Here is a 19,344-nt window from a genome sequence, read left to right on the forward strand (position 1 = left end):
AAGTTGAGAGTGAGAGCGCGGTAGATGCACTCTGGTTGAAGCGGAGTGTTGACTATGAATAGGACAAAGGCCAAGTGGCCTTTGTCTCAGGTTTACGCGTGCTTAGTTTGATTAGTTTGCAGATTTAATGATCGTTTCAGTCACATCTCCAATCAAACCCGGCTGGATTAACTGGAAGTTGATCGCTTTTCCAGATTCTTGGATATCTCGCATGTTGTATTGAAGCTGAGTGAAGTCATCTCCCCACTGGTAGCGAAGTAATGTTTCACCTGATTGTAGGTGATAGTTAACCGCGTATTCTGTCGCATAACCAGCCATCACACCATCAATGGGCGCGTTTGGCGCATCATGTGGGATCTTGTAAGTAATCGAATCTAGTTTGACCATGCCATTGATCACGCTGCTCGGCTCGGTAAGGTGTCCCATGTAGTAGCTTGAATGTACAAATCTGTCTTCTGGGTTGGCGTTGCCACCTGTGCCTAAGTTGGTTTGTGAGTATTGGGCTTCTTGTGGGCCCCAACCGCGTTTAGAGCGCTCTACGTTTGCCAAGTGCTGGTCGTAGTCCGGTTGGTTGGTCATCACTGTGTATTCCGCGCCATGCCAGATTCGCGGACCTTCCGCTCTAAACTCTATAATCGCTGAATCACCCGATGTGTCTTGAAGACTAATGTGCAGTGCGATTCTAACGGGAACACCGGGTACAAATTCAGTAGCAGGCTGCGTTTTTTCAACGAATTGAACGGCTTCTTCAACGGTACTGAACTGAGATAAAACATGCTTAAGGTAGGTCAGTGTGCCTAAATCGTCAGTTTGAGTGGACTCTTCTGTATTCATACCTCGGTCGTACAAAACATTACCACTGAGCCCTGCGTTATTCATGCCATCAGTGATTTGGCCATAAGTCGTTAATCCAGTGACATCGTATTTAGAGGTCACTTGGTTCGTGTTATCTAAGTGGGTAACGTAAGTGCTGTCTTTTGGAATGTTAACGAGGTGCACATCCGTTTGCTCTGACCAATCCAGAGTACGCGAAACGAATGTGCCTTGATCTTGTGTATCCCAAAGTAAGCGGGTGCAAGCTTCGGCGGCAGTAACAACGCCCATAGAGAAGGTAGCAATAATAGCGGTAGATAGAATCTTCTTATTCATGATGAATGCCTTTGTAATTTGGGGACACAACCATCATGGCATTGAATCTAGAAACGAAAAACTCAAGTATGCGGGTTAAGATCCATCAATATTTCTAGGTAATACACTAATATAGCTATGGGGCGAAGTGTGCTTGAGTGATCGCTTTGATGGTCGGTAGTGGTTCTTTGTTACCCATTGATACTGGGTAATACAAGGTTAGTCCAAAGTGAAACTGATTTGCGATCTGCTGTATATGGAGCGTCTCTAACTCGCCGCGTTGTACTAAAGGCTCTGCAAGGTCGGTACTCATGATCGCCCAACCATCATGTTTTACTAACTCTAATAACAGGTCGTTGTTGCTGACGAGGTGGTACTGAGGCGAAATGAGATAGAGCTCTGGTAGCGTGTTGAAATGGTTTTCGCTCACATACTGCTTGTCTAACTTTAAGTCTTCAATAGAGAGCGCATTAAGGTGAGGGAGTTTGCTTCTTCTTCCTGCATACATACCTAACTCGCCATAACCCAAAGAGAAGAACTCGATGTTTTTACTAAAGCGCTGCATATTTTTATGCTGCATCAGTGCGATGCTGTTTGCTTCAGATTCAATGCTATCAAAGACTTCTTCACGATTACGGTGTAGCCAATGCACACGAAGTTCAGGGCATTTTTGTTGTAAAGCGTGCTCGATTTTAACGGCTAAATTGAGTGGTAGCGAAATGTCGTGATAGATATTGAGCGTCAGCATCTCATCCATATAGATGTTTTCTAATGAGGTGCTGAGCTTCTCAGTGTTATTCAACACAACCTTGGAGCGTTGATAGATATGATCGGCCGCTTGAGTCGGTGTTGCTTTCTTTCCGATGATTTCAAATAGCGTAACGCCATATAAGTCTTCGACGGCCTTTACTTGGTCTCGTATTGTGGTGCGGTCTTTGCCTAACTTTTTGGCAGCTGCGCTGTATGAAGATGCTTCGTACGTGGTGCAAAATGCCAATAGATGCTCATAAGAAAACATGCTCAAACCTCAATAGAAAGTAAACCCAGACCTTATGATGGAAATTATCCCGCATTAATGTTGAATTCGCTAAATTTTATCTTCGGTAATGAGATGAAAATGTGATCAATACTAGGTGTTTATTTTTCGAGTTCGATTAACGCGCTTCAAGCAAATGCGGTGTGTCTATTTTTATCTGCCTTACCAAACCTATATACGGCAATTCAGTGATGATTTCATGTGACGATACAGAGATGATTTTTCTTGGCGTTGAGAACATACGGAGGATTATATCTCTTGAGAATGCGTGGAATTTTTCTTGATCAATTTTCCTTGATGCTTCTTCTAAACGAATTGAGTCTGCAATCACATCAAACTGGATATGGTTGTTTTCAAAGCGTTGCCACTCAGTGTCGAACTTCACTGTCACCTGAGCAACGGAACCTGACGGGTCGAAAAAATTGAAGTGCATGGCGTGATAAGACTTGTCTTTAGTCATGAGGACCTCAGACTCCGTCTCGACGACGCGTATATCCCATAATTGAGCCAAGTAACCAAATTGACCTGGGTATCTTCTGTGTTTATAAGACCAATACTGATCGACAAACACCGATTCTGGGCTGTATTGAGAAATGTAGATGTCTTTGATGACGTAAGACATCAGCGCCACAATAATGAAACCGCTTGTGATTATTTTAGTGGTGATAGATGACATACAAGCACCTCCTTATTGTGATCTCGCCAGAACAATCTCGGCAGTGTTGGTGCAGAGCTTTCACGATGTAACGGTAAAGTATCGAAGAGTGCGCTCTGCTGCGCTTCAATCAGTAGTGATTGGCAGATTTGAATGTCGTGATCACTTGGCATCTCAGCGTTTTGATTGATTAACATCGGGATAGGTGGCGCGATGGTCGGCTCTGCGATTAGGCGACTGAATGCGCCATTGTGGTATAAGCCGACTAAGTTCCAGCCGATAAACAGAACACATGCGAACCTGATAAGATTATGAATAAAAAAGGTTTTGTTATGTTGAACCCAGTTTGCTGTTTTTGACCATAATGAAGCGTGGCGAGCAATCAATGATTGGTATTCTGTTTCAGTGAGCGCTTGAGTTTCTCCGATGTAGGCGTAGCCCTTCATCACTTGAGTTTGGATGAACTTTGGTTGTTCGCTCGAATCTCCCAGTTGGGCACGCAAGTTTTTTACCGCGGTGGCGACACTCGATTTTGCACGCGTACTTTCCCAAATAGCCTCAAGAATAAACGCTGATGTGAGGTCAGAACCTGAATGTTCAATGAAAAGTGATAGCAATTTCCACTCATTGGAACGCAGTTGCGTCTCTTGCAAAGACGCCAGGTTTAACAGCTTTCCGCTTTGACTGTTATAAAGCAGATTTTGATTTAATAGGTAGAAACTCATCGTAGCTCACTCAAGGTTAAGTCTAAATCTTACTTAAGGTGGATCGTATCGTCAGTAACTTTTGAGCCCACTTGCGACGCCGAGCAAGCTCAAGTGGACTCTCTTGTTTCACCAATATGCGATCAGCGTGCGCTATTTTATTGGTCAGCCAAAGGCTTTGATACTGCAAAATATTTCTCTCTATCGTATCAGCGTTTGCTGACTTAGTTTTTGATTTCAACTGTTCAATGGCTTGATTTATGTTGTCGAATTTGGTTTTTAATCGAGCTATTTGGTCTTGAGGCGAGAGTGTGGGGCGTCCTCTCTTAACGGGTTTATCTATGGCCGAGCCACTTTCAACGTCGCTACTTTGGTTAGATTTCAATTTTGAACAATCGATGGTGCGCTCTTTAAGTTGGTGCTCTTGGCACAGTATCTGGTCTTCTAATACTAGGCTCTGATTGACGAGTTTTTGCAGTTCGCTCATCGGTTTTCTACCGGCTTTTGTTTGGGTTGTTGCTTTGCTGTTTTCTTCGAGCGCCTTGGCGGCCAGTGTTTCGATACCTAGTGCCGGTTGATTGTGTGCATGACACGCGTGTCTGTATTCGAGGTACGTATCTTGGAGCGCTTGCTCTTGTCGCATTAATTGCACAGACAAGGGGAGTGCTGGCCTGCCCGCGCTGCTTTGGGCTTGCCTTGGTAGCAGTGAATCAATTTTGTTGTCAATAATATGCAGCATCAGTAAGCGAATGACCTTTCTATGATACTTGATGCGCTCAAGCACAAACGAAGTGTCGTCACTCCAGAAATGACTGAGACTCTCTGAACCATTCAATAAAGCTCCGTTGAGCTCTCTGATGCTTGATTTGAAGTTTTCAGTGACGGTATAGAACCAATCATCTTGTTGAAAGCCAGTCGCCTCAACTAATGTACTTTTGAGCCAAGGGTTCACTGTTTGCGAAATTAACGTTTGCGAGATTACTGTTTGAGAGGTTCCCTTTTGCGAGATTTCTTTTTGTGAGAAAGCTTGCTCATGGAGCCAAAGTTGATCCGCGAAATCACACACAAGTATTGACCTTGGCTGTGACGGAAGCGACCTAATCCGAAGTTGGTACAGGCTAATAAGCTGCTGCACATTGTCTAATACTTTCTCTTGAATGCTTTGCCATTGCTGGGTCGGATTAGAATGACGTTGCGCAGATAGCATCAGGTTATCAATGCTGCTCCAAATTTTATATTCCTCGGAGGTGCTGATGATGTCGGCGTTAATGACAGCTACCTGTTCTGCATTGTGTTCTGGGTAGTGTTGACGAAGCTGGGCTTGGTAACGAAGGTTAAGGCTCACGTAATCTTGATAGTCTTTCACAATGTGTTTAGCAAGCTTCACAACTGGCGACAGCGTAGGGCGACCTCGTTGATTAGTATTCATCATACTGACTCTAATGCAGAGAATGGTTTTGCCAGAGGTAGCACTTTGACGGCATTCCAGTGGGGCTTATCTTTTACTTCTTCAAGCTCCATATAAACTCTCTGACCTTCCTCTAAGTTAATTTCACCATCAAATTCAATGACACTGATGTGAATGAGTACATCAATATCACCGTGATCAGGTTTAGCAAAACCAAATCCGTTTTCTAGGTTAAACCAAGTGATGTAGCCACGAGTGCAAATCAAATCGGACATTTACGAGATTAACTCAGTGAATAGGTAATGAGGTGATTCTATCAGTGGGTGCTATGACTAATTTTGATTTAAATCTATTTAATAAGTAATTAATTAAATCCAAATTCTATGTGGAACCCGACACAAAACCCTCGGTATTTACCAGTAAATCATGACTTAGAACAAGTTTGATTCCGACGGCGCTACAGCTCAACTCCCTAAATCGCAAAACTTGACTCAAAAGGGCGCAAGTCCGTTCATCCATTTGATGTGTTGGTGGGTCATTCCATGAAAAAACAAACTTCAATGCTTCCAAGTACGGTTGCCGTTAATCGCAGAACGCCGAGATCTTCTATGAAGATTTCGGCGTTAGCTGTGCTGGTGGCCGGAGCATTAACGAGCTACGGAGCCTTGGCTGAAAGTGTCAGCTTAAGTGAGCTGTATCAGCAATCTCTCGACAATAACCCTGCGTTAAAAAGTGCAGCACTAGCCATTGATAGTGCGACTTATGGTGCAGACAAAGTAGGTGCCGCGTATTTACCTCAGGTTGATGCAAACCTTGCGTATGGTGTGCTTCGTAACAGCTACACCACACTCAACGAGATAGACACCAACGCGGCACAGGCGTCTATTTCTGTTGGGCAAAATCTTTATAACGCGAAACTGAACGCGGCAAATGAGCTAAGTAATCAACAGGTTGAGCTCAGCCAAGTCTCACACCAAGTCGCGTTAGAGAGCCTCGCTTTGCAAGTCGTGGTGGGTTATTTCAATGCCCTTAAAGCGCAAGAGTCGTTAAAGCAAACCAAAGCGACACAAGAAGCGATCGAAGAGCAGCTTAAGCAAACCGAACGTCAATTTTCATTGGGGATGATTCCGGAAAATGACGTGATTGATGCGCGCGCTCAGTTCGATTTGGTTTCTGCATCGGTGATTGTGGCTGAAAACGAAGTTGAGAAATCATTGGACGTGCTTTACGAGCTGTCTGGCAATGAGTTTACGTCGGTTTATCCACTGAATACGGAACGTTACGACGCCAATATCCCAACGCCAGAAAATGCGCTGACATGGCAGGAAAAAGCGCAGCAATTTAACCCTGAGATGCAAATTCAGAAACAACTGGTTGAGCTAAGCAAGCAGCAGATTGAACTGGCGCAAGCAGGGCATCAACCGTCGTTAGGCTTGGTTGCTGAGTACCGTTATACGTTTGCGAGCGAGATTCGTAGAACCGAGATGGGTCAGTCAAAACAGCAGTTTAATAGCATTGATGACAACTCAACCGTGTTTGCAGGTGTAGCAATGACTTTGCCTGTTTACCGAGGCGGGGCAACCAGCAACGAAGTACAACAAGCCAAAGTTCAATACCAACAAGCCCTTCAGCTTCAAGAGCAATCTTGGAGAAGCGTGACGCGTCAAATCCGCGGTGCAGAAAAAGACCTCAATGCCCTTATTAGTGCTCAGCAAGCCTATGCCAACTCTGTTCATTCTGCCGAACGTTCACTTGTTGCGACTCAACAAGGTTTTGAAATTGGCAGCAGAACGATTGTCGATGTGCTGAACGGAACTCGTCAGCTCTATTCGGCGAAGCAAGACCTGACTGAAGCGCAAATTGATTTCATTTTGGTGTCACTGCAGCTCAAGTTCTTGGGTGGCGAGCTTTTACCTGAAGACATCAGTGCGATTAACGCTGGTTTGAAACGCTAGTCGAAAAGCGGGTTAAAGCGCTCGCTCGAAATCATGGCGCAAGCGCCGAATAGAAAACAGATCAAATGTGATGGCACCTGAGATTAAACCTCAGAGTGAATCCAGGATGCGGTCACTCAATGTATCGACGTATTTGTAGAGAACACACGATGAAAAAAACAATAACGTTATTAACCGCAAGTATCTTACTTGCAGGCTGTGGTGGTAATTCACAACCTACGGAGCAAACTGCAGCTCCAGTACCTAGTACACCGGTAACTGTGGTGCTTGCAGAGGAAATGGCACATTCGCCAATCCAGTACCATGTAGGAAGAATGGAGGCGGTTGAGTCTGCTCAACTGACACCAAGAACCAGTGGTTTCTTGTTAAACAAACTCTTTGATGATGGTGCCTTTGTTGAAGCGGGCGCTGTGCTTTTTGAAATTGACCCTACGTCATACCAAGCGGCATTTGATGCAGCAAAAGCAACCTTATCTGAAGCGCAATCGGCGCTGAGCTTGACTCAGCTAAACCATGAAAGAACCACTCAGATGTTGAAGTCGGGCGGTATTTCACAGTCGCAGCTCGATTTGAGTATTGCGGAGCTAGAGATGGCGAGATCTCGAGTGGTATCTGCGCGAGCAAACGTAAGAGTTCAGCAAGACAACTTAGACCAAACTCAAGTTAAAGCACCGTACTCAGGTCAGTTAGGGAAAAGTAACTTCTCTATCGGTGACATGGTAGGACCTAACTTTGGCCCATTGATTGACCTTATTAAGATGGATCCGATCGATGCCACTTTCTCGATTAAAGAAAGCGAACTGAGTCAATATCAGCTTCAAGGTAAGCAAGCAACATCAGTACTGCTTGAGCGTGATGGTCAATTGACGGATTACCAAGGCAACATCGCTTTTGTTGATAACAAAGTGAATGCAGCCAGCGGTACGGTGACGATTTCTGCCTCTTTTGATAACAGCGAAGCGGGTCTGCTGCCGAATCAATTTGTTCGTGTTGGTCTAACGAGTGCAGAACCGTTAAGCGGCGTGCAAATTCCTCATAAAGCGATCCATCAAGATCAGCTCGCTCAATATGTACTTACCATCGAAGAAGGCAACGCGGTACGTCGTGATGTCGTTGTAGGTGATCGAATTGGACAAGATGTTTTCGTCGCAAATGGCTTGGACGCCGGTGAACCAGTGATTGTTGGCGGACTGCAACGTATTCGTCCTGGTGCTCCTGTTTCAGTTGCGGAGTAATAGATTATGATCAGTAAATTTTTTATCGACCGACCGAAATTTGCGTTTGTTATCTCGATCTTCCTGACCTTGATTGGTTTGATTGCGATTAAAACCATGCCGATTTCAGAGTACCCAAGCGTGACGCCTCCGCAAGTTCGTGTCGTCGCGTTCATGCCGGGTGCCAGTGCTGAAACTGTAAAAGAGGTGATTGGTAATCCAATCGAAGAGGAAGTGAACGGTGTTGATGGCATGGTTTACATGCAGTCGCGTTCAACCAACGATGGCCGTTACTTCTTAAATATTACCTTTGATAACAGTGTTGATGCCGATATGGCGATGGTTAACGTATCTAACCGCGTTGCTGTTGCTGAAAACATGTTGCCGTTTGAAGTTCGTGCTCGTGGTGTGCGTATTCGTAAAGCCGCGCCGGATGACTTGCTCGCGATTGCTTTCTACTCTGAAGATCAATCGATGTCAGAGCTAGAGCTTAACAGCTGGGTTGAAGCAAACTTCATGGAGCGTATCGCTCGTATCTCTGGCTTGGCGAGCAGCGATTTGATTGGTGCGACCTATGGCATGCGAGTGTGGCTTGATATGGACCGCATGGCGTCATTAGGTGTGACAACGTTTGATGTGAAGAACGCGATTCGTGAACAAAATGCAGTAGTGCCTGCAGGGCGAATTGGCCAAGGTCCAAGTCGTGAAAATGCCGCATTGCAGTTTAACTTGATCACTCAAGGTCGACTGTCGAGTGCAGAAGAGTTTGAACAAATTATTGTAAAAACGTTAGCAGACGGCAATCAAATCTATCTGAAAGATGTATCTAACGTAGAGATTGGCAGCCAATTCTATGATGCCTACGCAACCTACAATGGCGGAGATGCTGCTCTAGTCGCAATGCAGGCTAACCCAGATGCCAATGCTTTGGAAACAGGCGCTGCGGTTAAATCGGTATTGGAAGACATCGAAAGCATCATGCCTGCCGGTATGACTTACGCGATCCCATACGACACCACATTATCGGTTGAAGCGTCTATTCGCAGTATCGTCGAAACCTTAATTGTTGCTGTCGGGCTTGTGATTGCGGTGACTTACCTGTTCTTAGGTAATGTCAGAACAACACTTGCACCTGTGATTGCGATTCCTGTGTCTTTGATTGGTACTTTTGCTTTCATGCAAATGGGTGGCTTTAGTATCAATACCGTTACCTTATTTGGCTTGATTCTGGCGATTGGTATCGTGGTGGATAATGCCATTTTGGTGGTTGAGAACGTAGAACGCATTCTCAATGAAAACCAAACCATTGATGCCAAAGAAGCCACCAATCGAGCGATGAAAGAAGTCACCGGCCCGATTGTCGCGTCAACATTGGTAATGCTTGCGGTGTTTATTCCTGTGGCATTGCTGCCAGGTATTACGGGGCTGATGTTTGCTCAGTTCTCTATCACCATCTGTATTGCTTTGGTGCTATCCGCTATCAATGCACTCACTTTGTCACCTGCATTATGTGCAATGGTTATGAAGCGTAACCCTAAGCCTGCTAAGTGGTTTGTGGCATTCAATGCAATGTTCGACAAAGTAACAAACGCGTATGGCAAAGCAGTCTCTTTATTGGTGCGTAAATCAGCTGTGCTTCTGGTTTCGTTCGCAGTGGCTATTGCTGCGATGGTGACGATGAATGACAAGCTACCGACGGCATTTGTTCCAGCTGAAGACAAAGGCGTGTTGGCGCTCGCGATGTTCTTGCCAGATAACGCATCGAAAGAGCGTACTCATGACTTGATTCGTCAAGCTGAAGCAGTATTAAACCAAGACCCAGCAATTGAAGACTTCGCAGGTGCGATTGGCTTCAATGCTCTGACCGGTGGTGTTGCCGCTAACTCAGCGACCATGTTCGTCAATTTGAAAGACTGGGATGAGCGTCTTGCAATGGATGGCGACCATACACAAGCTGCGGTTGCCCAGCGCATCAACATGCAATTGTATGGCATTGATAAGTCGATGAGCATCGCTATGGGTCTACCACCTATTCCAGGTATTGGTATCGGTGATGCACTTGAGTTCATGGTGCAAGACACGTCTGGACGCACTGCTCAAGAACTCGCGCAAGTGACTTACGCAATGATGGCAGCGGCCAATCAAGCGCCAGAAATCACCAATGCGATGACGACTTATCGTGCCAATGTTCCACATTACAACGTCGAAATTGATCGCGAGAAAGCGCGTCAGTTAGGCGTACCACTCAGTGCAATTAACGATGCGATGGCGACACATCTAGCGTCTTCATACGTTAATGATTTTGCACTAAACGGAAGAAGCTACCGAGTTTTTGTTCAAGCTAAAGGGGAACAACGAAATGATCTATCTGATGTGCTACGCATACATGTCCCGTCGGCGCTTGGCGAACAAGTTCCGCTGTCTGCTGTCGCAACGATCGAACCGACATTAGAACCTGACCTAGTTACAAGCTACAACATGTTACCTGCGGCACGTTTGCAGCTAAATCCAGCTCCAGGTTTCTCATCTGGTGAAGCGATTGATGCAATGGAGCGTATCGCCGAGGAAGTTCTCACTCAGGGTTACACCTATGAGTGGACCAACATGGCTTATCAAGAGAAGTTGGCGGGGAACACGGCTCAAATCGCTCTGGTTTTAGCACTGGTATTCATCTACTTGTTCCTTGTTGCTCAGTACGAATCGTGGGCTCTGCCTGCTGCGATCATTATTGTGGCTCCAACCGCGGCTGTGGGTACCTTCGCGGCGCTATTAGCGGGTGGGCAGGCCTTGTCTATCTACGGTCAAATTGGCTTGATTCTATTGATTTCCCTTGCAGCTAAGAACGCGATTCTGATGGTCGAGTTCTCAAAGCTGAAGCGTGAAACTCAAGGTTTAAGCATCGAAGAGGCAGCAATCCAAGGCGGTAAGATGCGTTTTAGAGCCGTAAACATGACGTCATGGTCATTCATCCTTGGCATCTTGCCTTTGGTGTTTGCCAATGGTGCAGGGGCTATCTCTCAGAACACCACTGGATTGGCACTACTGGGTGGCATGTTGATGGTGCTGATGGTCGGTTCGATGATGACTCCGGGCTTCTACGCCATTTTCCAAACACTCCGTGAAAAGCTGAAAACGAAACAACAGTAACCCATAGCCTCAATAAAGTGACGGCAAAGGTGTGTTGTTGCTTTATTGATGGTTTTTACCCCTCGTTATGAAATTTAAAGATTGTTTTTACCGTCTGATAATTGAGGGAGGCAGGGAGTATTTCTCTGACCAAGTTATTAAACATGAGCCATGTGAGTACGGAAGCGGCTATGGCTCCAATGAGAATAAGGTTTACACATGAAAAAACTATTACTGACCGCTTCAATGTTAGCTGCAATGTCTGGTACTGCTTTTGCGAATGAAGAAGAAAGCCAAGTGATTGATCCATCAGATCTAACTCGTGTTTATACACAAGCTGCTTTTTTTGTTACTTCTGACGCTGATATCCGTTTGTCTTCAATGCTAACCGGATCATGGACTGAAACGACTCAGTTCGGTGGCTTTATCGAAGGTAACTTTGGCGACTCAGATGCTAAGCCGGGCAAAGATTCAATGGGCGTTGACTACCTTGGTAGCCGAGCTCAATATTTCCAAGTATCAGCAATTGATAGCTCATTGATGCCACGTGTTGGCTTCATGGCGGACTTCATTCACACTAAGAACTCGGCATTGGGCTTGGATGACAATACCTTGATGTCTGTCGGTGCTATTGGCTTGATTAACCCTGCTTATACCGGCGGTGCAATGCTGTTTCCAAACGTAAACTACACCATCGGTGAAGTGTTTGGTGAAACGGCAGACGGCTACATGCTAAACCTGTTTGCTACTATCCCAATGGGCGATTCTGGCGCGTTCGTTCAAGCATGGCCTGAGTACATGAACGTTTCTGGCGATACAGTGGAACTTGAATCGACGTCTTTCAACATCATGATGAACGCTCCTATTAAGGAAGACCGAACTCAGTGGCTAATGACGAAACTGCAATATGCATCTGCAGATGTCACTCTACCAACAGGCGTTACGCTAGAAGGTGACTACGAGCTAAAAGCAGAAGTCGGCGTGAAGTGGTTCTTTTAAAACACCTGAGTGAGCTAATTATGGTTCAACTAGCCATGGTTTAACTATCTATGGTTTAGCGACCTAACAAGCGATAACTGAGCTATGGTTTAAATAAGAAGAGAGCTAATGATGTTAGGTCTCTTCTTTTGTTTTATGGCGTTAAAGATAGCTTTAATCCAGTTAACTCGATGCTTGAACCATAATTCAACATGGTCATTTCGTTGTTTTAAGATTACACTGCGCCCAATATTTCAGAAGTACATATTTAGGTAGAGGTCACCATGGACCAAGAACATTACGAAGACGCTGATTACGAAGGTCAAGAGCTGGGCGAAGAAGGCGAAGAGATTGAAATTGAAGCAATTGGTATTGATGTTTCATCACAGCCAATCGAGCTCTACAAAGTGTTTAAAATTGCTAACCTAGTGAGTGGTGGCGGTGAAGCTAAGCACATCATCTCTGAAGGCTACGTAGCGGTAAATGGTGAGCTAGAAACCCGTAAGCGTCGTAAAATGTACGATGGCGACTTCTTTGAATTCAACCAAGAATACTATGTAGTGGTGTGTGATCAGCCAGTGCAAGAAGAATCAGAAAAGCCGAAAAAGAAAGAAGCGCTTAAAAAAGAGAACAAGGCGAAGAAAGGTCAGTCTAAAAAGGATTCTAAGAAGAAAGAATCTAAGAAAAGCAAAGCAGAAATGCTAAGCGCAAAGGCTGAACCAAAGAAAGAGAAAAAAGAGAAGAAACCGAAAAAGAAAGCGGACACGCCGAAGCCAACACGTGACGACAAAAGCGGCCGTAACTCGATTGAGTTCTTCTAAGTTATAGTTCTAAAGTACAGCTCTAAACTACTGGTCTAAAACTATTCTTTCAAAACGCAAGCAAGGTTAGACCTAGGTTTACGTTAAGCAGATATCAAAAGGCTCACTATTTAGTGAGCCTTTTTTGAATGAGCTAGGTTGAATTTAAATAGAACCCTAACTGACTTGTTCTACTTTGTTTGATTGCTTAGAGCGCTTGAACGCGTAAATCATATAACCGATGACGCTTGTAGCAACAATAACAGAGCAGATTCGGATAAAGTTAATCAACATCGGTGCGTTCTCAATAAACTCGTTAATTCCCCAAAGTAAAACGAGAGAGAATACAAACATGATGAGTAGCCCCCAACAAGGTGCATCGACTTTACCCGGCACAACATACCAACCATCTTCTTTGAGCGGTTTGTTCAAACGAGCATATTCTGCTTGTTGACCTTTGACGGTGTAGAGGTGCATTTCTGTCTGTTTACCGGTTAGCAACAAGCTTGCAGCGTACGCGACAGTCGCATTGACTAACACACCGATTACACAGTACCAAGGCCAAGCAATATCAGTCGCAACAGCAACATACCAAATCGCCAAGAAGCTTGCAGCAACACCGATTAATAGTCCCTTCTCTGTAATATGTTTAGAATAAAAACCAAGCACGAACATACAGAAGTTTGCACCTACAAAATAGGAACCTGCTTTACTTAATATTTCTAAAACTGAGCCGGTGCTGGTTGCAAACATGAAGGCTGGAATGATGATACATAACGCCCACATAACCGTGAAGAAACGCGATACTTTGAGGTAATGTTCCTCTGACTCGTTTTTCTTGTAAAAGCGTTTGTAGAAGTCAGAAACAGAGACGGTAGCCATAGAGTTAAAAGCGGAATCTAGACTAGACATGCTTGCTGCCAGAATAGCTGCCGCGATGATTCCCATCAGGCCTGGCATACCATATTCGCTGGCATAGTGCAGGATAATGGTATTGCCATTTTCGAACTCTTTGCCATCGTAATAAGCGTTGAATAACACGCCTAACAGAATGAATACGAAGTAGATGAAGAAAGCAACGTAACCCATCATTAGCATCGCTTTTTTAGCATCACCCATGTTTTTAGCCGCCATACAGCGTTGAACCATCATTTGGTTACCGCCATACACAGTGGTGTGGAACATTGTCATTGCGATAACGCCAGCCCAGACAGTAGTCACTTGGCTTAAATCTAAATTGGTTTGTAGTGCATTCGTCATGCCTTGTGACTTGAGATCTTGCATCACTTCGGTCATGGGTTGTGGCATGCCATTCCAGACGGCTTCAATGATGATAAATGCGCCAAGAAACAGAATGACTGCTTGGATTACATCTGTCCAAATAACGGCGGCAATTCCCCCCATTACGGTATAAATCAGTGCGATAACAGTAACAATGACGATGCAGTAAGTAACGTCGATACCGGTAATGAACTCGAGGATTAGTGAGGTTGCATACAAGACTGCAGCTGAGCTTATTGCTTGTTTAATTAAGAAGATCAAAGACAGAGTGATACGTGAGGCTTTACCAAAGCGTCGTTCTTGATACTCATAAATTGAGGTTAGACCGTTGTTGTAGAAAAACGGCATAAACACAGCAACGATAAAGAAGATCACTAACGGGTAGTTTAAGTGGATAGCGATCACTGATAAGCCTTCTTTGTAAGACCAAGCTGGTCCTCCTAAGAAAGACATAGCACTGACATAGGTACACACTACGGAAATACCGATCGCCCACCATGGAATATTTTTATCGCCTAATGCAAATTGGTTAGCGGAAGTGACACGTCTACCAACGAGTGCACCCATAACTAAAGTAAGGACGATATAAGTACCAAGAATTGTCCAGTTTAAAGCTCCAAACTCATACATGCTCACGTCCTTTTAATTGTTCATCCATTTGCTCAAACAGATCGTAACCAAGCTGTTTTAATATGTGTGCTATATCGATAGCGACCCAGTTTTCCTTGAGTAATTCTCCTTCGCGTCGCCAGATATCCATAACACGAAGTTCGATGTGCTTGCCTGTAGGTGCTAAACCTAACCAGCCACTGCTACCAGTATGTGTACCGTGCATGTGTGGCCAACCACCTGTGGATACGTAGTCATTTTTGGACAAAATGTTGAGCTCTATATCGACACTTCGATCAGGGAAGGCAAATACAAATGGTCCTTGATGGTGGTCTCTGAAACCTTGAATTCCACGTGTCGTACCGATCCCAGCCGGTCCATACCACATAAAATCGTCATGCCAGTAGTTTTCTAGATCCATTGAGTCAAGGCGCTTTCCGTCAAATCGACCCAAGCAAGCCAACATATCTAGGACTAACTTTTGGCTTTTCTCACTCTCTTCAGTGTCGACGTTAACTGTATATATGCCATCTTGAGTCGCTGGGGCAGGGACTAATCCAGCATGACCTAGGCTTTTGCGTAACGGATTAACGCCAGCTTGGTTCATTGCATCAATAAAATCAGGGATTAGATAAGATTCAACAATTTGACCGTCTTGGATGCAAATCATTTCGGTGTAGCGCAAGTAGAGCGTTTTTCCTGTTGCGGGAATACCAAATAACGGTTGTGTAAATGTGCCGACAAAATAACCCGTAGAGTTTACCCAAGTGCGGCCTTCGTATTCACCTTGCATAACGATTGAAGGGCGTCGTTCAACATCAGGTAGTGAGTTTACTAGCGGCAATAGGAATGCTTGCTCGGTCGCCTTGACACCAGAGACGTCATTAATCGGATGAGCGACACACCATTTAACATCAGCATTTAGCATCTCGTGGACTACTTGAGTACGTTCTGATGAGTGAGCGTTAAAATACGTTTTGTAGAAATTCTCAATCAAGCTGTTCAAAATAATACTTCCTTATATAGTTAACCGATTTGGATTAAAATCTGTTTCCAGACCGCACTTTCATCAAGTAGCGTAAACTCTCTGCGTAGACCCCAGGGTCCAAACTCTGCATGGCTGATCCCCATGATGTAAACGTCTTTTCCTGTAGGCTTCCCAAACATACCGTAGCCTTCATGCTTGCCTTGCAACGACCAACGAATAGCAGCACGTGGTGACATCATTTCGTCATTGCGACCAATGCGGTGGTGAATTTTGAACTCAGCGTTCGGAAATGAAGAGCGAAGTGACATCCAAAACTGGTCTATTTCATTATGAGAGAGAGCTGTTTGCCCACCCGTGTATTCGCCGATACATGCGCGGTCATATTCTGTTGGTATTACTGAGAACTCAGCATTCATTACACGTCGCAGTATGTCTTCATAGCGCTGACCGTATTCACTGTCATTACCTACGCCAAGATAAGGGCCTTGTATGTCGTCTTGGGGAGTGAAGGGGTATGAGCATTGTTCAACGCCACCCTCAATTTCAATTTGTTGACGGGCGTACTCTTCTGAGGTCATACCCAGTTGGTTTGCAATCGCAGCGATGTCTCGGATCATCCACTCATCATTGATTTGATTATTGATGGCATGGCAGTCTGCGATAATTCGAAACTTCAGTGTTTTGTTTGTGGCTTTACCAAACACGCCATCATTAGTATGAGTTGCTGTTGAAATGATTCGATGTGATGAAAGCATGCCTTGCTCAGGAGTTCCTGACCAAATAACGTCTTCACCCAATAAGGTACGGTTTGGGAACTCGGCTAGCGTGCCCATGGTCGCGCTAATGACCTGTTCGTTTCCCTTTGTGATGGAGAGTGGTGTACGGACGATAATGTCAGGTGAGTAATAGTTATGCAGGGTACTCAGACCTCGATCTTCCCAAATTTCTTTAGTGATACCTAATATGTAGTCTGGAAAATCTTGCCATTTAGAATCAAAGCCAACCATAGCCATTTATCGCCTCCTGATGCGTCAAAAGTTTCGTTATTGAATTAGTTTTGGTTACGTATCCAATATTGCCTTTTGTTGCTATTGTGTCAATGAGGTGTATTGCATATGTTTCTTTATTGTGGGTTGGATCTGTTTTCTAACAATTCACTAAATACAGCTCTCTTAAAATAAATTGAATGAATATTAATTATTGAACGAGTGTATATGAACAACATAATTGGGTTTAAAGACAGCGCTTTATTATTTAACTTATTGTATTTAATTGATATTTAATTTTCGTGAAGAAGTGGGTATCAAATTAGATAATGCTCTGTGACGATTTATAATATCGACGTGATGACGAGAAGAAATTTAGAGTAATGATTCTATTTTGATGAGATTTGACTTGAGTTGTTAATTGTTTGTTTAATGTTATCTGGCTGCGAATGAATTCGCATGCAACAATAAGTTTGAGAATGATTGGATTGAAAAAGCCACTCAAAGGTGAATATCAAGTGGCTTTGTTCTCGGAAACGTTTAAGACAATAACTCCGGAAGAAACAGTGATATGGCTGGAATAAAGGTGATTATCATCAAAGCCACTAGTAGAGCACCAATCCATCCTATTATGGCTCGAGACAAGGATTCAATGGGCACATTACCGACTTGGCTAGCCATAAAGAGGTTGGCTCCAAGTGGAGGCGTCACGAAGCCTATGGCCAAGTTCACTATCATCACGATACCAAAGTGAATTGGATCCATTCCTAATGCTGTAACGATAGGCAACAGGATTGGAGTCAAGATAACAATCGCAGCGAGCGTTTCCATGAAGGTGCCAACAATCAGCAGCAATGCAGTGATACAAAGCAAAATAAGTAACTTGTTGTCTGTAATCGACAAGATGAACTGTGCGATTTCAGTTGGCAGGCGTTCAAGCGTTAGGATTCGACCAAAGGTGACCGAAGCGCCAACAATAACAAGTACGGCACCAACCAGTAGCGAGGATTCTAAAATGATCTTCACGACCTTTTTGTAATCCAACTCTTTGTAGACAAACATGCCGAAAAACAAGCCATACAACACACCGATAGCGGCTGATTCGGTGGGCGTGAAGATACCAGAGTAGATACCACCAAGAATGATGACAGGCAGTAACATTGCCCATATCGCTTCTTTTAATGCTGTAATTCGCTCCGGCCATGTCGCTTTTGTTTCGTTGCCTTTGTAGCCGCGAATTTTGGATACGATCAAACAGTAGCCGATTAACACTAAACCAACCACAAGCCCGGGTACGATTCCCGCCATGAACATTTTAGTGACGGATACTTCGGCGGTGATTGCGTAGACGATCATCACCACAGATGGTGGGATAATCACTCCTATGCCACCTGAAGAGGCAATAAGTGCGCCGGCAAAACTGCGGTCGTAGCCCTTTTTGACCATAGATGGAATCATTGTTAAGCCAATAGCCGCAACGGTTGCCGAGCCAGTACCAGAAATCGATGCGAAGAACATGCACGCTACGATTGCGACAATACCTAAACCACCAGTGAAGTGACCAAAGAAGACTTCAGCAACATGGAGAAGGCGTTTGGATATGCCGCCTTGGCTCATTAGGTTACCGGCCAATGTAAAGAGTACAACAGCCAATAGAGGGAAAGAATCTAGCCCTGTGACTAACCCTTGAACTAAAAACTCAACATTTAAGAAGGGGAGGCTCAATATAGCGAGCATGCTTGCGCCAGCGAGTGCTATACCAACGGGAACCCCAATAAGAAGCAGTAATCCGAAACTACCAAATAACAGAGCAGAGGTCATAAGCTTAGCTCCAACAAACGATTAGAAGTGCGATGTTTTGCTTTCAAGTGACGGTAACGATGCTGAGTGAGTCGAATGGGTTTTGGCGAGTAAGCAATGATTGAAATACGCTTGTTGATACTGACCACTAAGCGAATGGAACTCAAGACGGCACACACAAGGACTGATGCGTATAAGCATGCGATTGGAATTTCCATTGCTGGCGCTATCTGGCCCAACTTTAAACTGCGACCAATAACCTTGAAACCAAACCACGCCACAGTACAACTGAAAGCTAGGTAAATAAGGTCTGAAAGGATCAAGCTGTAGTGGGTTAAGTTCCCCGGTAGTTTGTCGATGAATAGACGAATACGAATATGTCGGTCATCGCGAATACAGTAGCTGATACTTAAGTACATTGCCCAAACGAAAAGATAGCGAGCGAGCTCTTCTGCCCATGCAATTGAGGCGTCGAATAGGCGCAATGTAATCTGTAAGCATAATAAAGCGGTCATTAACGAAATAGAGAACACAATAAGTGTTGGTTCGAAGTATCGGTCGAACAGGCGAAACCATTTCATACGTCACTCCTAGGAGATGTTGAAAAGGGCATTGAATGCCAATGAATACACGACTAAATAGGCTTTAGGGCACTCGTTTATAGAATGCCCTTCAA

At 44.5% G+C, this 19,344-nt stretch carries 16 protein-coding genes; 5 read left to right on the top strand and 11 right to left on the bottom strand.

All coding sequences use genetic code 11. The annotated features are described in order from the left end of the window. Positions 1–111: 111 nt before the first annotated feature. The 6 genes from MSG35_RS12390 to MSG35_RS12415 form a co-directional block, all read right to left on the bottom strand. Entirely contained in the window at positions 112–1,149 is a 1,038-nt protein-coding gene (locus tag MSG35_RS12390; protein ID WP_050650548.1) for a linear amide C-N hydrolase, read from the bottom strand. A 115-nt stretch (positions 1,150–1,264) separates the two neighbouring features. Next, positions 1,265–2,146 carry a LysR family transcriptional regulator gene (locus MSG35_RS12395; RefSeq protein WP_248384076.1) on the bottom strand — a complete coding sequence of 294 codons (882 nt, stop codon included), beginning with the start codon at positions 2,144–2,146 and terminating at the stop codon, positions 1,265–1,267. A 136-nt stretch (positions 2,147–2,282) separates the two neighbouring features. Next, positions 2,283–2,840: a hypothetical protein gene (locus tag MSG35_RS12400; protein ID WP_248384077.1), complete on the bottom strand. Its 558-nt coding sequence runs from the start codon at positions 2,838–2,840 to the stop codon at positions 2,283–2,285. Then, positions 2,816–3,544 carry a helix-turn-helix domain-containing protein gene (locus MSG35_RS12405; RefSeq protein WP_248384079.1) on the bottom strand — a complete coding sequence of 243 codons (729 nt, stop codon included), beginning with the start codon at positions 3,542–3,544 and terminating at the stop codon, positions 2,816–2,818. The genes MSG35_RS12400 and MSG35_RS12405 overlap by 25 nt, the downstream gene beginning before the upstream one ends. Positions 3,545–3,566: 22 nt before the next feature. Then, entirely contained in the window at positions 3,567–4,955 is a 1,389-nt protein-coding gene (locus MSG35_RS12410; RefSeq protein WP_248384080.1) for a hypothetical protein, read from the bottom strand. Next, entirely contained in the window at positions 4,952–5,206 is a 255-nt protein-coding gene (locus MSG35_RS12415) for a cold shock domain-containing protein (RefSeq protein ID WP_248384082.1), read from the bottom strand. The genes MSG35_RS12410 and MSG35_RS12415 overlap by 4 nt, the downstream gene beginning before the upstream one ends. A 267-nt stretch (positions 5,207–5,473) precedes the next feature. Here MSG35_RS12415 and MSG35_RS12420 point away from each other — a divergent pair, with 267 nt between their 5' ends. The 5 genes from MSG35_RS12420 to MSG35_RS12440 all read left to right on the top strand — a co-directional run bounded on the left by MSG35_RS12420 (position 5,474) and on the right by MSG35_RS12440 (position 13,025). After that, entirely contained in the window at positions 5,474–6,886 is a 1,413-nt protein-coding gene (locus MSG35_RS12420; RefSeq protein WP_248384084.1) for a TolC family outer membrane protein, read from the top strand. 149 nt (positions 6,887–7,035) lie between these two features. Next, the gene (locus MSG35_RS12425; protein ID WP_041473119.1) at positions 7,036–8,121 is read left to right on the top strand and encodes an efflux RND transporter periplasmic adaptor subunit; all 1,086 of its coding nucleotides are present in this window, start codon (positions 7,036–7,038) and stop codon (positions 8,119–8,121) included. A gap of 6 nt (positions 8,122–8,127) precedes the next feature. Then, positions 8,128–11,247: an efflux RND transporter permease subunit gene (locus MSG35_RS12430; RefSeq protein ID WP_248384085.1), complete on the top strand. Its 3,120-nt coding sequence runs from the start codon at positions 8,128–8,130 to the stop codon at positions 11,245–11,247. 198 nt (positions 11,248–11,445) lie between these two features. After that, positions 11,446–12,225 carry a hypothetical protein gene (locus MSG35_RS12435; protein ID WP_012600785.1) on the top strand — a complete coding sequence of 260 codons (780 nt, stop codon included), beginning with the start codon at positions 11,446–11,448 and terminating at the stop codon, positions 12,223–12,225. A 263-nt stretch (positions 12,226–12,488) separates the two neighbouring features. Further along, a complete protein-coding gene (locus MSG35_RS12440; protein ID WP_136974998.1) occupies positions 12,489–13,025 on the top strand; it encodes an RNA-binding S4 domain-containing protein in 537 nt (178 codons plus the stop codon). A gap of 156 nt (positions 13,026–13,181) precedes the next feature. On the opposite strand, the gene MSG35_RS12445 is transcribed toward MSG35_RS12440, so the two are convergent. From MSG35_RS12445 to MSG35_RS12465, 5 genes are all read right to left on the bottom strand, one after another. Next, positions 13,182–14,915: a sodium/solute symporter gene (locus MSG35_RS12445; RefSeq protein ID WP_248384086.1), complete on the bottom strand. Its 1,734-nt coding sequence runs from the start codon at positions 14,913–14,915 to the stop codon at positions 13,182–13,184. After that, positions 14,908–15,906: an ester cyclase gene (locus MSG35_RS12450; protein WP_348983484.1), complete on the bottom strand. Its 999-nt coding sequence runs from the start codon at positions 15,904–15,906 to the stop codon at positions 14,908–14,910. The genes MSG35_RS12445 and MSG35_RS12450 overlap by 8 nt, the downstream gene beginning before the upstream one ends. A 14-nt stretch (positions 15,907–15,920) precedes the next feature. Beyond that, positions 15,921–16,895: an ester cyclase gene (locus MSG35_RS12455; RefSeq protein WP_050643928.1), complete on the bottom strand. Its 975-nt coding sequence runs from the start codon at positions 16,893–16,895 to the stop codon at positions 15,921–15,923. Between the two features lie 513 nt (positions 16,896–17,408). Continuing rightward, entirely contained in the window at positions 17,409–18,689 is a 1,281-nt protein-coding gene (locus tag MSG35_RS12460) for a TRAP transporter large permease (RefSeq protein ID WP_017080162.1), read from the bottom strand. Next, a complete protein-coding gene (locus tag MSG35_RS12465) occupies positions 18,686–19,249 on the bottom strand; it encodes a TRAP transporter small permease (protein WP_122080826.1) in 564 nt (187 codons plus the stop codon). The genes MSG35_RS12460 and MSG35_RS12465 overlap by 4 nt, the downstream gene beginning before the upstream one ends. Positions 19,250–19,344 lie beyond the last annotated feature (95 nt).

The sequence above is a fragment of the Vibrio sp. 1CM23M genome (assembly GCF_023161755.1).
GTDB classification, from domain to species: Bacteria; Pseudomonadota; Gammaproteobacteria; order Enterobacterales; family Vibrionaceae; genus Vibrio; species Vibrio coralliirubri.

Coding starts and splice junctions, on each gene's coding strand:
- MSG35_RS12425 (WP_041473119.1), top strand. CDS start 7,036: ATGAAAAAAACAATAACGTTATTAACCGCAAGTATCTTACTTGCAGGC.
- MSG35_RS12390 (WP_050650548.1), bottom strand. CDS start 1,149: ATGAATAAGAAGATTCTATCTACCGCTATTATTGCTACCTTCTCTATG.
- MSG35_RS12435 (WP_012600785.1), top strand. CDS start 11,446: ATGAAAAAACTATTACTGACCGCTTCAATGTTAGCTGCAATGTCTGGT.
- MSG35_RS12415 (WP_248384082.1), bottom strand. CDS start 5,206: ATGTCCGATTTGATTTGCACTCGTGGCTACATCACTTGGTTTAACCTA.
- MSG35_RS12465 (WP_122080826.1), bottom strand. CDS start 19,249: ATGAAATGGTTTCGCCTGTTCGACCGATACTTCGAACCAACACTTATT.
- MSG35_RS12420 (WP_248384084.1), top strand. CDS start 5,474: ATGAAAAAACAAACTTCAATGCTTCCAAGTACGGTTGCCGTTAATCGC.
- MSG35_RS12430 (WP_248384085.1), top strand. CDS start 8,128: ATGATCAGTAAATTTTTTATCGACCGACCGAAATTTGCGTTTGTTATC.
- MSG35_RS12445 (WP_248384086.1), bottom strand. CDS start 14,915: ATGTATGAGTTTGGAGCTTTAAACTGGACAATTCTTGGTACTTATATC.
- MSG35_RS12460 (WP_017080162.1), bottom strand. CDS start 18,689: ATGACCTCTGCTCTGTTATTTGGTAGTTTCGGATTACTGCTTCTTATT.
- MSG35_RS12455 (WP_050643928.1), bottom strand. CDS start 16,895: ATGGCTATGGTTGGCTTTGATTCTAAATGGCAAGATTTTCCAGACTAC.
- MSG35_RS12400 (WP_248384077.1), bottom strand. CDS start 2,840: ATGTCATCTATCACCACTAAAATAATCACAAGCGGTTTCATTATTGTG.
- MSG35_RS12395 (WP_248384076.1), bottom strand. CDS start 2,146: ATGTTTTCTTATGAGCATCTATTGGCATTTTGCACCACGTACGAAGCA.
- MSG35_RS12405 (WP_248384079.1), bottom strand. CDS start 3,544: ATGAGTTTCTACCTATTAAATCAAAATCTGCTTTATAACAGTCAAAGC.
- MSG35_RS12440 (WP_136974998.1), top strand. CDS start 12,489: ATGGACCAAGAACATTACGAAGACGCTGATTACGAAGGTCAAGAGCTG.
- MSG35_RS12410 (WP_248384080.1), bottom strand. CDS start 4,955: ATGATGAATACTAATCAACGAGGTCGCCCTACGCTGTCGCCAGTTGTG.